The sequence below is a fragment of the Streptomyces angustmyceticus genome, assembly GCF_040701845.1.
Classification (GTDB): Bacteria; Actinomycetota; Actinomycetes; order Streptomycetales; family Streptomycetaceae; genus Streptomyces; species Streptomyces angustmyceticus_A.
Window position 1 is genome coordinate 34,343 of the sequence record NZ_JBFBHQ010000023.1, and the last position, 14,585, is coordinate 48,927.

Genomic DNA, 14,585 nt, shown 5'->3' on the forward strand with positions numbered 1-14,585 from the left:
ACCGTCGAAACTGCGGTTCGTGCAGGTCACTGCTCCGGGCGGTAGCCGCCGGCGAGCAGCTCGGCTGCCTCCTGGCGGTACTCGGAGGCGGTGCCGGGTGAGGTGACCGCCAGCTCGTGCTGGATTTCGGCGAGCGGCAGCCGGTCGGCGTCGCCGCCGACGGTGAGGATCATCCGGGCGACCTTGCGGACCGCGCGCTCGCGCGGCTTGAGCTTCGCGGTGTCCTCGGCTTCGACCGCGGCCCGCTCGATTTCGGCAGCGCCCCGCCGCGTTTCGGCGGCAGCCCGCTCGGCTTCGGCGGCCTCCTTCTGGGAGCGCGCGATGTCGGCGAGGGCGGACGCCTGGCGGCGCTCCTCCTCCGCCTTCTTGCGGTCGGCTTCGGCAGCAGCGCGCCGCGTTTCGGCGGCAGCCCGCTCCGTTTCGGCAGCGGCCCGCTCCGTTTCGGCAGCGGCCTTGCGGGCTTCGGCGATGGCCTGAGTCTCGATGGCCTGTGCCTCCGCCGCGGCGCCCCGGTCGGCCTCCGCAGCTTCCTTCCGCTTCTCGGCTGCCTGGCGTTCCAGCTCGGCCGCCTCGAGGACGGCGGCGGCCGTCGTCCGACGCGCCTGCGCGATGCGCTCGGTCTCGATCGCGTCGGCCTCTGCGGCGGCGACCTTGTCCGCCTCGGCCGCCGCCCTGCGCTGCTCAGCGGCCTTCCGTTCGAGTTCGGCCTTCTCCAGGTCGGCGGCGGCCCTCGCCTTGCGCTCCTGGGCTTCCTTGCGCTCCGCCTCCGCCTCGCGGGCGCGGGCTTCGGCGACCACGGCGTTGTCGAGGGCCTGCTGCTCCAGCTCAGCGGCCCGCTCTGCGGCGCTGACCTGGGCTCGGGCGTGGGCTCGGGCCTGGCCGGTCTGACCGTCGACCTCCGCCTGGACCAGCTCCACCTTGCCCTTGGCCCGCAGCCGCTCGGCTTCGGACTCCGCCTTGGCGACCTCGCCGCGGGTCTCCGCGTCCAGGCGGCGGCGCTCAGCCTCTTCCTCACGCTCCTGAGCTGCCTGTTCCTGCTCGTCGGGCATGGCCAGGGCCTGGGCGACGGTGTAGCCGTACGGCGCCATCTTCATCGGCAGCAGTTCGTCCTCGCTGGCCTTGGAGATGTCGCCGTCGTGCTTGCGCTTGAGCCACTGCTCGTAGGCGATGAGGTCCTGGTCGCGGCGGATCATCTCCGGGTAGGAGGTGACGCCCCACAGCCGCATCCGGCGGAAGATCCGGGACGTTGCCACCGGGGCGAGCACCCACCGCAGCCACGGAATCGAGTCCCGTTCGGCCTGCTCAGGCCGGACAACGCGGTCGATGGCGTCGCGGCCAAGTTCGACGACCGTGATGAAGAGGACCGGCACGACGCCGTGGGCGCCGGCGGCGACGTAGTCCAGCAGCTCCCACGCCCGGCCCTTGGGGGCGCCGGACGCGGCGTTGAGGACGACCGTTGCGGCCGTCAGCAGCCACACCGGGTAGCGAATCCAGCTGATGGGGCGCTTGAGCCAGGCCATCAGGAGGTCGACCGCGATCATCACCATGATGCCGACGTCGACGCCGACCGCGAACAGCTGGCCCTTGCCCAGCGAGCCGAAGCGCAGCTCGGTGAAGGCGAAGTCCGCGACGTGCTCGAAGGACAGGTACAGGCCGATGCCCGCGAGGGCGAGCGCGGCGACCACGATCGCTGCGGCCGTCCACTTCTGGGTGCCGGTCAGCTTCCCCGGAGAGGGCGTCGTTCCGGTTCCGCTTTCCGTCTCCGAAGTGAAATCCGGTGCCTGCGAAACGGCGTCGGGGGTCTGCGAAACCGGCGTGAGCGTTCCCGAAACGGCGGCCGGTGAAGCCGAGTCGGGGTCGGGTTCGGCCGTGGCTCGCGGCCAGTCGGTGATCGTCATGGGGGCCTCCGGAAGGGTTGCTCAGGGTGGGGTCGAAACGGCGGCCGGTGCTCGCGAAACGCGTCGGTGCGTTCCCGAAACGGCGGTCGGTGCGGATGGTTGCTTGCGAAGCGGACACCGCCTCGCCCCGCTCCGGGCGTGCAGAAGACCGGCGGCCCAGGGGGGTGGGCGGCCGGTCTGGGGTGTGCTGCCGGGTGGGCTCGAAACTGCCTGCGGCTCCCGCCGGGCGGGAGCGAAACGTCAGGCGGGGACGGCGGGCATGTGGTCGGTGTTGTATCCGCGTTCGACCAGGGCGGCAGCCAGGTAATCGGCTGCCTCGGCCTCGTCGATGCGCATCTCGTGCCGGGCGAACGCCAGGCAGGCGACCTGCGTCGCGGTGACCTGCTCCGGCGAGGTCGTCGGCTTCAGCACCGCTTCCCGGATCAGATTTTCCGCCGCACTCATCAGGCGGGCGTGCCGCTGCCTCGCGAGGCGCTCGGTCTTCCTGGCACGCAACTTCTTGATCATCTCTGGTCTCCTGTCAACGGCTGGGCGAATGGATAGGCCGGCCGCCCGTGAAGCGGGCAACCGGTCCGGGAAGTGCTGCGGGCGGGCTCGAAACTGCTTGCCGCTCCCGCCGGGTGGGACAAAGTCAGGCGAGCGGGTGGGTGGTTGTGTCACCGGTGAGGCTGGCGACCTCGCGGAGTCGCTCTCGCTGTGCCTCGATCAACTTCGCCGCTAAAGCGGCGAGCGGGGTGGCGCGGTCCCAGAGGTCGACGCCGTCCCGGACGATGCGGTACTGGGGGAGCGGGTGGCAGTAGTCGTCGACGGGGCGGACCATCCAGTCCGAGGCGTCGTATCCGATCTCCTTGGCCACGGTGGTCAGCGGCAGCTCCTCTTCCCGACCCGCGACGTCGATCTGGTCGGCGGCGGCCTGGGCAAGCAGCCCGGCGACCGTGTCCCAACGGTCGGCCGCCGTGATGGCGGCGCGTTCGGCGTCAATGAGGCGGAGCAGCTGGGCGCGCCACTGGCCGTCGCCGGTGCTCCAGAACTGGTCGAAGGCCGCGATCAGCTGAGCCTGCGCCTTCGTCCAGTCCGTCCAGCGCGAGGCGGCCTTGTGGAGGAGCGGTGTGGCCTGGCGGCGGAGACGGGCGTGGGACCAGAGGATCCGCGCTGCTTCGTACTGGCGGGACAGGGGTTCCCAGTCCTGCCAACCCAGTGGAAGGTCGCGATACGCGACCGACGGCAGCCGCGGCATGTCCTCCGCGCCGGTGAAGGGTGTGAAGGAGTAGACGATCCAGCCCTCACGCTCGCCCCGCGACGTCCCGAGGAAGTTGGGGTGGTTGAAGCGGGAGGTGTCGAGCCGGGGCTCCGGGGGCTGTTCGGCTTGGTCGTGGTGGTGAGCCAGGCCGGTGTCGTCCAGCGGTGTGCGGAGCGGGATGGTGTGCACCTGCGGTCCTCCTGCGTGGTCGGAAATCCGGGCTGGGCCCGGGGGAGCCGTGTGAAAGGCCGGCGGTCCGCGAAGGCGGGCGGCCTGGTGGAGTGCTGCGGGAGAGCCCGCGCTGTCCGGCTCCCTTGCGACTCCGCCCGTCCCGGAGGCCGGGACGGGCGGATCAGGCAGCTGGCAGATCGGTCAGTGGGTGACGCCGTAGATGAAGACGGCGACGTGGGCGAAGAACGGCTTCCTCATGAGGTCCTTTGAGGCGAGGAGGCGTGGATGTCGTGGACGTGGTGGCCGGCCTTGAACGCCGCCTGCGCTGCCCGGTCGGCGCGATCGAGCAGCGCGCGGGCCAGCGGGTGCCCCACACCGTGGCGGTCGAGGACCCGCGCCGCGAGGAGGTACGCGGCGCGGGCTCGGCCTATCGGGGTGTTCTTCAATCAGCCGTTCTTTCCGCTGTTGGAGCCGGAGGAGCGGCGGTTGTCTTCCGCGACCTTCTGCCGCATCGCTTCGCGCTCGGCGTCCGTCATCCCGCTCATGCCGCACCTCGCATCCCGGCCGCGGCATGGACTGCCTGCGTGGTGGTGACCCGGGCGCGCCGGGCCTTCCAGTCCTCGAGGTGCCGGACGGTGTCCTCGGCCTCGTAGTCGTGGCCCGCCTCCTGCGACTCGATGTCGTCGATGGTGTCGTCGAGGACGCCGCCGGTTACGGCGGTGAGGGCGTGTGTGATGCTGATCCGCATCAGGGCCTCCCAATTAGGTCCTGTACTGACAGCCCCCGGTCGCACCCGGGGGCTGTCGCCGTGACTGCGTCGAGCAGCCACGGCCGCCGCCACCCGAGGGGTGGTGGCGACCGTGGTCGTTCGTCGCGGTGTGCGGGTCAGGCAGCCGACGGGGCCTTCCGGCCGTACTGCTTGCCCAGGTCGGCCTGGCGCCGGTCGTGCGCCTCCAGGTCCTGCGGCTCCAGCGGCACATCGACGCCGCCAATCGGCGCGACGGTCCCCGCGGGCGCCTCCCACTTGACGGGCGGCTTCTGGTTCTGCCACTGCGCACGCCGGGTGCGGCCCTGCTGCTCGCGGTGGCGTCGCTGGCGCTTGTCCTCGGCGGCCTCGGCACGCGCCTGATGCTCACGAGCGAGGGTCCACGTGGCCTCGGTCTCAGCGCGCCGCCGCTCCAGCTCACCACCCGCCGCACATCGTGCGCCGCTGCAGCACGTCGTGCAGGCGACCCGGTGCGCCGCAACGGCGCCGCGGGACCGCTCCAGCACAACAGCGAGCCGCGACACGGCCGTCGGGCCCTGAGACGCGATGACAGCAGCCAGCCGACCGACGGGGGCTGCAACCGGAGCTTTCGGCTTACGGACCACCTTCGTGCTGCGCCGCCCCACCACAGAAGCCGACGCCTCGGCCATGGCCTGGCCCCAACTCTCGACGTCGATGTTCATGACGACCCGGCGCGCCGAACCCGGGCACTTAGCAGCGTTCTTGGCGCGCTCGGTGCGCTCCAGGCGGTGGGGCCAGACAACGCCGCGCCGCAGCGGATGCCACTCCTGGCAATCGGGGCAGACGATCGCGCGACGCTCACCGTCGCGCAGCTGGAGGTGGTGGAAGGGAAGGGTGCTGATCTTCAAAGGCTCGCGGGTCAGATTGGGCTTCATGAGAGCTCCCAAATGAGGTCGCGGAAGGGGGGACGAGGGCGGTCTCCGCGTGCCAGGCCGATGACGCAGTCCTGGGGCGTGGACACCGCTCACGGTGAGGTGGTGCTCCCGTAGCCGGCGAGGGATCTCGTGGTTCGTCACCTCGGAAAAGCTCTACGGGCTCTGAAGTTGTTCTGGGGCCGTGGTCCGGCTCCCTCATCCGGCGCCGCCCGCGGGCGGTTCCGGGTGGGGGAGCCGGGTCCGTGAGGACCCGGCGGCGTCAGGCCGTGAGCGGCAGAGGCTCGGTGGCCCGCGGCGCGATGCGCAGCTGCGCGGCATAGGGGAGGAGTACGTCGACCAGGCGCTCGCGCACCCGGGCGGTGATCGACGGGTCCGCCGCGACGATGTCCCGCGCCGCGTCCCGGCGCGCCCCGGACTCCGCGATGACCTCGTTGCGCGCCTTGGTCTTGCCCTTCGGCATCGCGGCTGCGGCGTCCCACTTGGCCAGCTCGTCCGTGGTCACCAGCTCGTACATCTCCAGCGGTGTGCCGAACGCGATGTCCAGGTCCAGGCCGGCGAAGTCGGGGAGCGGTACCTCGATCGCCTCCAGGAGCGCGAGCGTCTCGGTGTCGAAGTGCTCGGTGGCGAGGCGGCGGGTGACGTTCATGGGTGGTGCTCCCTTCGATAGGCACCGCGGCAGCGGCGGGTCAGGTGCATCCGGGCAGGCCGAACAAGCGCCTTCTGGCGGCCCGTCCCTTGCGGGGCGGAACACCCAGGACAGTAGTAGCACTGAAAGTGCTAGTCAACACTTGCGCTACTAACTAGCACTAGCGCTTTAGGTGTGAGAATGTGTGCATGCATTCGCGATGTGGAGAGGAAGACTTCGTGGCCAGCGGATACGCACTGTTGGTGCGATTCACCCTGCGAGACACCTCGGCTGCTCTGCAGTTCGACGACCTGGTCGCGCAGACCATCGACGGTGTTCGCACCGAGGCCGGCACGCTCGTCTACGCGGTGCACACCCCGGTGGAAGAGCCCCTGGTGCGGGTGTTCTACGAGCTGTATGCCGACCGAGCCGCGTTCCAGGCACACGAGGGACACGCCCACACTCGGCACTTCCTCGCGGCCCGTGAGCCGCTCCTGAGCAATGTCGAAGTGACGTTCCTTGATGAGCTGAAGGCCCTGAGTAAGAGTCCCGGGACGGAGCAGTCGTGAAGCCAACCGGCAAGGACGTCGATCCGCAGGACCGGGCTTTCGGCCAGCGCGTCCAGAAGTTCCGGAAGGAAAGGAAGCGCACGCAGGCAGAGCTCGCGGCCGCTCTGGGGAAGACCAGCAGCTGGCTTTCTCAGGTCGAGCGCGGCGTACAGCCCGTCCAACGGATGGATCTGCTCCAGCAGATCGCTGACGAGCTGGGCGTGTCCGTCCAGCACCTGCTTCCCAGCACTCCGGCAGACGGGCCATCACAAGCACCCGCCGCTCAGTCGCTGTCCAACGATTTGGACGAGACCCGCCGCTTGCTGTCCGGACACCCCGCGCTGCGGACCCTGCTCTCCGGCAAGATTGGCTCCGCCCCGGCCAGGGGCCTGGAGTCGCTCCGCAGCGACATTGCCGATCTCTGGGACCTGACACACGCCGGGCAGTTGGCACAGGTCAGCGCCCTTGCAGTGCAGCTGCTTCCCGAGCTGGAGCGAACGGTCCGGACAGCTCCCGACGAGCATCAGGCAGAGCTTTACCTGCTGCTGTCCCGTGCCTACCAAGCTCTGTCCGCGGCGTTCGTTCGGCAGGACGAGGCAGACGCAGCGTGGGTGGCCGCCGATCGTGCGGTCTTGGCAGCCGAGCGATCCGGCAATCCTCTTCACGTCTGCGCCAGCGTGTTCCGTATGGTGCAGGCGTTCGTGCGTCTCCGCGTTCTCGGCCAGGCCGAACACGCTGCTCAGACCGCGATCAGCGCGCTGGGGGAGCAGAGCAACCAGTCGGCGGAGTCGTTGTCCGTACTTGGCTCCCTCCATCTGGCCCTTGCGCTCGTTCGAGCCCGCGCCAGCGCGCGGGCAGAAGCAAAGGAAGAGATCGCCAAGGCCCGTGCCATCGCCGCACAGCTCGGCGAGAACCGCAACGACTTCAACTTGGAGTTCGGCCCAGTCAACGTCGAGATCCAGGCGGTCAGCACCGCCGTTGATCTGGGAGACGCGGGCGAGGCGCTGGATATCGGACTCACCATTAACGCCGCCGAACTCTCGCCCGAGCGGCAAGGCCGGCTCCTGATGGACCTCGGGCGTGCACATGCACAGAGGCGCCAGGGCGGCGAGGCTCTCGACTGCCTGTTGCGGGCTGAGGCCATCGCACCCGAGATCATCCAGACCCATCGGTCCGCTCGCGCAGCCATTCGGGAGCTTGTCCTGGTCGCAGGGCCAAACGCATCGCGCGAACTGCTCAAACTCGCCGAGAGAGCTGATGCCCTGGACTAGTTCGGATCCGTCCCGGCAGTCGCCCTGATGATGAGTAACCACTGGTTCTGCGCCCCCTTCGACCTCGTCGGTGTGTGGGGCAATCACACCGGCGGTGACGGAAACGGAACATCACAGAGGCTTGTGCAAGCTCGTGCGCACTCTCGTTCACGGGTTTTCAACATCCGCGTACACATGGAATTTGGGGGTCGCGACCTAGGCTCGCGGCCATGACGATGACGGAGGGGAACAGGGTGGGGAAGCTCAACCGAGCAGGCTGGAGGCCGGACCAGCTGCGTGAGCAGCGGGAGGCCCACGGCTTGACTCTGGAGAGGGCGGGTGAGCAGCTTCGGCAGGTCGCCGAGCAGGCCAAACTGAAGGGCATCCCCGCCGCGAATCCGCAGACTCTGTGGCAGCACGAGCAGGGCGAGGTCTACCCGGGCCCGCATTACCGTCGCGCCTACTGCCTCCTTTACCGGGCAACCGAGCCCGACCTCGGGTTCCGCGCCGCGCTGCCGGGCGAGGAGACGTCCTTCAAGCTCACGCCGATGGACGACCGCCTCAACGGGTCGCATGTCTTGGCCGTCGAACGAGCCATTCACCGCATCGCACCCGGCAGCGGGGACGCCGACCACCTCGCTCTGCAGCAGCGCATCATCGATGCCTGGAAGCGCCGGCACACCGGTGGGGACCCGCACCGCCCTGTCCTGATTCTGGTCGGTGGGTTCGCCGGCAGCGGGAAGACCGAGCTGGCTCGGTTCTTGGTCCAGCTCACCGGCTGGCCGCTGCTCGATAAGGACCCGCTGACGCGGCCGCTTGTGGAGAAGTTGCTGGTCGCGCTGGGTGGTGATGCCAACGACCGGCATACCGATCTCTACCGGGAGAACGTTCGGCCGGTGGAGTACGACTGCTTGATGCAGTCGGCCATGGCCAACATCCGATGCGGGATCAGCACGGTGCTCAGCGCACCGTTCATCGCGGAGATGACGGACGCGGCTTGGATGCAGCGCCTGACCAACCGCGCAGGCTCGCTGGGCGTCGACGTCTTCCCGGTGTGGGTGCGCTGCGATGAGGAGTCGATGCGCGAGTACATCGGCTTCCGCTCCGCGGCGCGGGATGCGTGGAAGCTGTCGCGGTGGGAGGACTACATGTCCACGATCGATCTGGAGCTGCGCCCGGCGGTGCCGCACCTGGTCGTCGACAACCGGCTGGGGGCCGCTGTGTCGCTCGCGGACCAGGCTCGGCAGGCGATGGGGGCGGTGTACGCATGAGTCGGCAGGGCGTGATCCTCTACGGCCCACCGGCGGCGGGCAAGGACACCGTCACCACCGCGCTCACCAAGCAGAGCCCGCGGTACGCGCAGTTCGCGCGACTCAAGGTCGGGACGGGCAAGTCCTCCGGCTACCGGATGGGCGCCGCGGAGCGGCTGCGCGAGCTGGAGGCCGCGGGCGATGTCGTCTACGCGAACTCCAGGTACGGCAACACGTACGTGATCGACCGGCCCGGCCTGGACGACTCGTTCGCGGCCGGGGTGCCGGTGGTGCATCTCGGGCAGGTCGACGGCATCCGAGCGCTGGTCGACGGCTACACGGCCGACTGGTCGGTGGTGCTGCTGTGGTGCCCGCGCACGGTGACCGCGCAGCGGTCTGCCGGCCGCGGGGACAGCGACACCACGGCGCGCCTGGCGGCGTGGGACGCGACCCACGAGGACCTGGACGCGCACCCGGACCTGGCCTGGGATCTGACCGTGGACACCACCGCGGTGTCACCGCAGGAGGCGGCGCGGCTCATTGACCAGCTGCTGATGCGGCGGGCGGGAGCGGCGTCGGTATGAGCGTGGGCTACGGCTGGGCGAGTCGGTCGAGGGCGTCGGTGAGCGTGAGCTCCTGGGCGTCCTTCGCGTCGTTCCACCGTGCCAGCGTGGACGCGGCTGCGCGCAGCATCTCCGCGGGGAGGCCGGCGGCCGCGAGCGCGTCGGCGGCTTCGTCCAGTTCCGGGCCCCAGCGCCAGGCGCGCGACGCCGTCTTGGCGATGTACCCCGGCTCGGAGAGATACGAGTCGGTCCGCCGAGCGGCGACCTCGAGGAGCGCCTGGTCGACACCGTGCTCACGGGCCATGCCGACCGCGAGCGCCACCAGCACCCGCGACGTCTTCTGGAAGGACGCGTACGCCAGCTTCAGCGCGGATGCCTTTCCGACCTCCGTGCCCAGCACCGCCGTCCGGACATCGGTGCCCGCGAACAGCGCCTCGATCCGCTCGGTCGCGTCGTCCGGGCCGGACAGGTACAAGGTCGGTGTTTTGCCGCCGACCGGCGGGGAGCCGACGAGGCCGCCGTCCACGACGGTCGCGTCCGGCCCGAGCAGCGCAGCGATCCGCTGCGCCCGCTCGGGGTTGATGGCGTTCGCCTCCACGTACACCCCGGTGAAGCGGTGCTGGGCGACGTCGCGGGCCAGGTCCTCGGCGGCGGCCGGCGGGCAGAGGCTGATGACGATGTCGCTGCGGTCCAGCAGCTCGCGCAACGTGGGCACCGGCGTTAGGCCGAACTGCTCGGCGCGGGCCGCAGAGGCGGTGCTGCGCCCGGCCGCGCACCACAGGACCTCGGCCGCGTTCGCCACGGCGCAGGCGGCGACGGCAGCGCCCATGCTGCCGGGGTGGAGGATGCCGACGGTCGGTTGGGCCACGGTGCTACTCCGAGGTCTCGTTGAGCAGGATGGCGATGGCGTCGGTGACGTCGTCGACGACGTGGTGCGCGGCGCGAAGGTCGTCCGGCCATGGGCGGCCGCGCAGCCAGATGGTGCGCAGGCCGGCCTGGTGGCCGCCGCCGATGTCCCCAGCCGGGTTGTCGCCGACCACCCAGCCGCCGTCCGCGAGGCTGGCGCCGCAGCGGGACGCTGCGAGTTCGAAGAGGCGCATGTCCGGCTTGCGCACCTCCAGGTCGCCGGAGACCGCGACACCATCTACCAGGTCGGCGATGCCGGTTGCGGCAAGCTTGGCGCGCTGGATGTCGGCCCCGCCGTTGGTAGCGATGCCGATCGTCCATGCAGCGTCACGGAGGCGGACCAGTCCCTCGAGGACGGGTTGTCGGCAGGTGACGGAGCCAGCCATGAGGTCGATGTATTCCTGCCAGAGCTGTGCGGCGGGCTCGGTCAATCCGAACGTCCGACGGAGGCGAGTGAAGTCGACTGGGTTCGCGCGATCGGCCAGCTCGACGAGAAGCCACTTCTCAATCTCGGGCCGGAATTCGTGCCTACGGCACAAGCTGGCGACGGCGTCACTGAAAGCCGCGTTGCGGTCGACGAGAGTGCCGTCGAGATCGAAAAGCACGAGCCTAGCCACGGTCTGGGACCCTACCCGGAGCCCGTGCGCAGAGACGGAACGGCCCCATGCCTCGTCAGGTCGGAGTGCAGTTGGAGTGCGCGCCCGGGCCTGCAAGCGGCCTGCGTGCGGGAGGGCCTGACGGGCCGGTGGCAGCCGACAGATCCGCTTCCGACACTTCGTGCGCTCGTGCACTTGGGTGGGGCGGAAACGAGTAGGGTGACCCCTGGCTTGATCCTTAAAAGTAGAAGCCCCCAAGGACCTGGCAGGGTCCACGGGGGCTCTCGGACGGGTAACCCGTCCCGGCGACGCACCTGGTTAGGAGGTGATCGCGGTATGCAGAGTACCCGGATTTCTGGAACTCCACCGCGCGCTACGCCGTTTGCACATCATGATCGATTCGTTCTGGCGCTATCTGCGCATGCTGACGCCAGCCTCCGTAGTTGGGGGGTTGGGATGACCTAGGTCATCGGCCGGGCGCCTGGAGTGGACTAGCCACCCTCTGCGGCGCCGTCGGCCCGTCTCGCTCAGTCCGGTTGCACCCGGGTCCTGAGCTCCGGCTCATCGAGCCGTTTGTTCTCTCTCAGTTCCACCACCGTTCCCCACCGCCAAGTGGGGAGTTGCAGCGGCCCCTAGCCAGGGCCAACACGCGGGCCTCTAGCCAAGGCCCACCAACCGGCTGCGGGCCCCCGCCAAGGGGCTCTCAGCAAGACCACACGCCCAAGGAGGTGATCCCCAGCCCGAGACGTGAGCCCCGGTTCGTTCCCGCGGGGCGGGAGCGGCATGGTCCATTTTTTGATTGGTAGGTCTCGTCATAGTGCACGATGCAGGGCTGGATTGTCAGCCCGAGTGTGTCCGCTTGGCCGGTATTAGCCCGTTTCGTTCGATCGAAAACACTCCCGACGGGTATGTTTTTGCGCCACGCGTGGCCAAATCCGCACGCCGGCTCTCTACTGCTGTATTCCGCGAGGCGGGAGCGACGGCCTGCGCAAGCCCGTCTCGAGCCCCCTCTCAGCGTCTGCCCCCTTCGTACATCTCGTCTGCTGTCCTCCAGCTCGGCGCCCTGGCCGCACCCACCTCTGTGGGGGTGGGCCGATGACGGTCACGGAGGGGCCGGTTCGCCGGCAACGGGTTCGGGTGCCGATGCGGCTGGTGTCGTCGGCGGCACCCGACGTCGCGCTGTCCGTCTACGTGAAGGTCAAAGCCCTCGGGGCGCGGCCCGAGGGGTGCCAGGCGCGGGCGGAGACGATCGCGTCGTACCTGGGGCTGTCGAAGCCGTCGGTGGAGCGGGGCCTGAAGGCGTTGTCGCGTCCGGCGTCGGACGGTGTGATCGAGCTGCGCTCACAGCGGCGGACGATGCGGGGCGGGCGGGGTACGTCGGCGATGCGCACGGTCCGGCCGATGAAACGAGCGGAGGCATTCGTGTGGCTGCCGGTGGCGGCCGCGGAGGACCTCACCCCCCGGCAGCTGAGGGCGTACGCGGTCATCGCGTACGCGGAACAGATGCGCATGGCGCTGACCGAGGCCGAGCTGGCCGGGCACCTGCTGCACCACTCGGGCAAGCGGGCCGGCCAGCCCATCACCACGACGGCGGCAGGTGAGGTTGTCGACGGCCTGGAGGCCGCGCGGTGGGTGACGGTGCAGCGGCGCGCGGGCACGCAGGGACGTCACCGGTTCGTCGCCCATGACATCGCCCCAACGGCCGCTGAGGAGGTCGCCGAGCAGCCGCTCGCGGACGCGTCGCAGGCCTCCAAAGAGTGCCGGCAGGAGCCTGTGGACAACCCCACGCAGGGCTCGAGCAGTCCCCTGGTTGGTGAGGGATCGGGTTCGCTGGTTGGTGAGGGATCCCTCGCGAATAGGGAATCACCTAGGACTGACTCACCTGATGACGAGCGCGCGTTTTGCTCCTCCGCCGTAGGCGACCTACCGGTAGTAGAGGGCGCCGGGCCTCGGAAGTCGTCAGCCGACGCAGTGGTGCGGATGACGACTTCGGGTGGTTTCGCGCTGCGCGCGGAAGGGCGGCGGCACCCATCTCCTCAACCTGACACTTCTCCCCTGGGATGGGCTCTGGGCTACCAGGTCCCGCAGGTCGCAGACATCCTTGCTCGCATCGTCCCGTCGGCCAGCGGCTACCAGCGTGATCGTCTGGAGCGGCTGGTGGGCGGGCTGCTGGTCGACGGTGAGGACGACGCGATGATCGCGGCACGGCTGCGGGAACGTCTCAAGCCCCTGGCAACCGGTGACCCCGAGCGGCCCTATGCGTTCCGCCGGGATGGCCTGTCGTGGGTGCTGCGCATCGGCCTGCCCTATACGCCGGGCGGGATGACGTCGCTCCCGTGTGCGCGCCGCGGCTGCCGGGGCCTGGTGCGTGCCAAGGCCACCGACAGGGTGCGCTGCGATGCGTGCGAGCTGGCGGTGCTGCAATGGCAGGAGGCAGTTCAGGCCCGGCGCGCTTTGGAAGCTGCCCTAGCTGCACGGCCCCCGCAGGTAGAGGCAGAGCATGCCCCGTTGGCTGCGGATGCCCCAACGCCGAAGCCGCCACTTTGTCCGCAGGCGTCGGCGGTCCGGTCGGCGCGGCAATCTGCCAAGACTGCACTGCAGTTGCCGGCTTCGGTTCGTGAACAGCTTGGTGTGCTGGCGGTTGTCGCTCCGGAGGCCGTCCGTGTCGCGGAGAAGGCTGCCTGCGCCGCCTACACTCCGGCGACCGAAGCGGAGACTGACGCCCAGCACGCACGCCGGGTATCGGCAGCGACGGCCACTTGGTGCGCCGTCCTCAGCCGCTACGCTGACCAGCTTGCCGCCCATGTAGCCAAGGACCACGCCGGGAGCGCCGCATGAGTCTGCGTTACACCGCCGACCGGACCATCGTCCGTTGCGACCAGTGCCCCGGACAGCCGATTCTGCCCACCCACCGGGAGGAGACCGACCCCCGGCGTTGCGTGCGCTGCCAGGGAGAGCACCGCTGGTTGCCCCAGCCGCACCCGGACGATCACCTGTGCCAGGTGTGCCGTCGGGAGTGCCCCACCTGCCAGGCCCTGACGTCGAATGGCGACCGGTGCCGCGCCTGCCAGGGCCGCTGCCGCACCTGCTCCAACCCACTTCCGAACCGGCCGGACTTCGCTTCCGGCATCACGCACGTCGAACCGGAGCGCCGCAAGGACCGCCGCCGCAAATGGAACCTCACCTACTTTCCCCGGTCCTGGGGGTGGGACCAGTGCGACGCCTGTCAGGAAGCGGCGACCGCGGCCGACCCCCTTCGTGCCGTGCTGGCCGCGCTGCCCGACAAGCTCGTCAGGGCCTGCGGCGGCGCCGTCCCGCCCGCCGTCGTGGAGACCATCTACGAAGAGCTGCGGTGGCGCTCGGCTGTACAACTCTCCGCCCGGATCGAGCGCCGCTGGTGGAGGAGCTGGGCCGGCCGCCCTCTGACCCGCAGCGCAGACGGGCAGCAGGACGGCTACCGGCCCGACGATGTCGCGGTGTGGCTTCTGGCCCCCGCCGACTGTGCCGGCCGATGCGAGGACGGATGGCACCCGGCGCCGCCCGACCGCCCCGACCGCGACGACACGCCCTGTGCCGTATGCAACAGCGGACGCGTCCTGACCACGCCGGCTGCACAAGAGCACCCAGAGGACGGCGAAGCCGGCCCAGCTGCGGACCGTACGGTCACCGAGGCCGTTGCCTACCGGCCGCCCATGGGCGAGTGCACCGGCAGGAGCGGGTCGTGCGGCCTGCCTGTCCTGCCACCTCACACGCAATGCCCCGCATGCCTCGACTGGCCGTGGTGCACCTCCTGCCGTCGCCGCCACAACCCTGCCCAGGCGAATACCTGCTCGACCTCTTCCCGGCCATGAGCTCCCCACCGCGCGCAGGAGGTCA

Annotated in this window: 15 protein-coding genes; 6 read left to right on the forward strand and 9 right to left on the reverse strand. The window is 69.9% G+C overall.

What is annotated here, in order from left to right; genetic code table 11:
• Positions 1–26: 26 nt before the first annotated feature.
• From AB0411_RS30325 to AB0411_RS30355, 7 genes are all read right to left on the reverse strand, one after another.
• Entirely contained in the window at positions 27–1,898 is a 1,872-nt protein-coding gene (locus AB0411_RS30325; protein WP_366420482.1) for a DUF2637 domain-containing protein, read from the reverse strand.
• A 240-nt stretch (positions 1,899–2,138) separates the two neighbouring features.
• Positions 2,139–2,405: a hypothetical protein gene (locus AB0411_RS30330; RefSeq protein ID WP_366420483.1), complete on the reverse strand. Its 267-nt coding sequence runs from the start codon at positions 2,403–2,405 to the stop codon at positions 2,139–2,141.
• A 124-nt stretch (positions 2,406–2,529) separates the two neighbouring features.
• Positions 2,530–3,327 carry a hypothetical protein gene (locus tag AB0411_RS30335; protein ID WP_366420484.1) on the reverse strand — a complete coding sequence of 266 codons (798 nt, stop codon included), beginning with the start codon at positions 3,325–3,327 and terminating at the stop codon, positions 2,530–2,532.
• A gap of 236 nt (positions 3,328–3,563) precedes the next feature.
• Complete coding sequence (locus AB0411_RS30340) at positions 3,564–3,755, reverse strand: hypothetical protein (RefSeq protein ID WP_366420485.1); 192 nt, start codon at positions 3,753–3,755, stop codon at positions 3,564–3,566.
• A 95-nt stretch (positions 3,756–3,850) separates the two neighbouring features.
• A complete protein-coding gene (locus AB0411_RS30345; RefSeq protein ID WP_366420486.1) occupies positions 3,851–4,057 on the reverse strand; it encodes a hypothetical protein in 207 nt (68 codons plus the stop codon).
• A 137-nt stretch (positions 4,058–4,194) separates the two neighbouring features.
• Complete coding sequence (locus tag AB0411_RS30350) at positions 4,195–4,971, reverse strand: hypothetical protein (RefSeq protein WP_366420487.1); 777 nt, start codon at positions 4,969–4,971, stop codon at positions 4,195–4,197.
• Positions 4,972–5,230: 259 nt separating this feature from the next.
• Entirely contained in the window at positions 5,231–5,617 is a 387-nt protein-coding gene (locus AB0411_RS30355) for a hypothetical protein (RefSeq protein WP_366420488.1), read from the reverse strand.
• Between the two features lie 218 nt (positions 5,618–5,835).
• Here AB0411_RS30355 and AB0411_RS30360 point away from each other — a divergent pair, with 218 nt between their 5' ends.
• The 4 genes from AB0411_RS30360 (at position 5,836) to AB0411_RS30375 (ending at position 9,228) form a co-directional block, all read left to right on the forward strand.
• Positions 5,836–6,165, forward strand: a complete 330-nt coding sequence (locus AB0411_RS30360) for a putative quinol monooxygenase (protein ID WP_366420489.1) — start codon at positions 5,836–5,838, stop codon at positions 6,163–6,165.
• Positions 6,162–7,415 (forward strand): helix-turn-helix domain-containing protein, encoded by a 1,254-nt coding sequence (locus AB0411_RS30365; protein WP_366420490.1) that lies wholly within the window; start codon positions 6,162–6,164, stop codon positions 7,413–7,415. The genes AB0411_RS30360 and AB0411_RS30365 overlap by 4 nt, the downstream gene beginning before the upstream one ends.
• 209 nt (positions 7,416–7,624) lie before the next feature.
• Positions 7,625–8,665, forward strand: a complete 1,041-nt coding sequence (locus AB0411_RS30370; protein WP_366420491.1) for an AAA family ATPase — start codon at positions 7,625–7,627, stop codon at positions 8,663–8,665.
• Complete coding sequence (locus AB0411_RS30375; RefSeq protein WP_366420492.1) at positions 8,662–9,228, forward strand: phosphotransferase-like protein; 567 nt, start codon at positions 8,662–8,664, stop codon at positions 9,226–9,228. Before AB0411_RS30370 ends, AB0411_RS30375 begins: the two co-directional genes overlap by 4 nt.
• 7 nt (positions 9,229–9,235) lie before the next feature.
• Here AB0411_RS30375 and AB0411_RS30380 read toward each other — a convergent pair whose 3' ends face one another.
• Together AB0411_RS30380 and AB0411_RS30385 are read right to left on the reverse strand one after the other, a co-directional pair.
• On the reverse strand, positions 9,236–10,075 hold the full coding sequence (locus AB0411_RS30380) for a DUF1932 domain-containing protein (protein WP_366420493.1): 840 nt from the start codon (positions 10,073–10,075) through the stop codon (positions 9,236–9,238).
• Between the two features lie 4 nt (positions 10,076–10,079).
• Positions 10,080–10,730 (reverse strand): HAD family hydrolase, encoded by a 651-nt coding sequence (locus AB0411_RS30385; RefSeq protein WP_366420494.1) that lies wholly within the window; start codon positions 10,728–10,730, stop codon positions 10,080–10,082.
• Between the two features lie 1,074 nt (positions 10,731–11,804).
• Between AB0411_RS30385 and AB0411_RS30390 the strand changes: the two genes are divergently transcribed.
• On the forward strand, positions 11,805–13,547 hold the full coding sequence (locus AB0411_RS30390) for a hypothetical protein (RefSeq protein WP_366420495.1): 1,743 nt from the start codon (positions 11,805–11,807) through the stop codon (positions 13,545–13,547).
• The gene (locus AB0411_RS30395; protein WP_366420496.1) at positions 13,544–14,560 is read left to right on the forward strand and encodes a hypothetical protein; all 1,017 of its coding nucleotides are present in this window, start codon (positions 13,544–13,546) and stop codon (positions 14,558–14,560) included. Before AB0411_RS30390 ends, AB0411_RS30395 begins: the two co-directional genes overlap by 4 nt.
• The last annotated feature ends 25 nt before the right edge of the window (positions 14,561–14,585 follow it).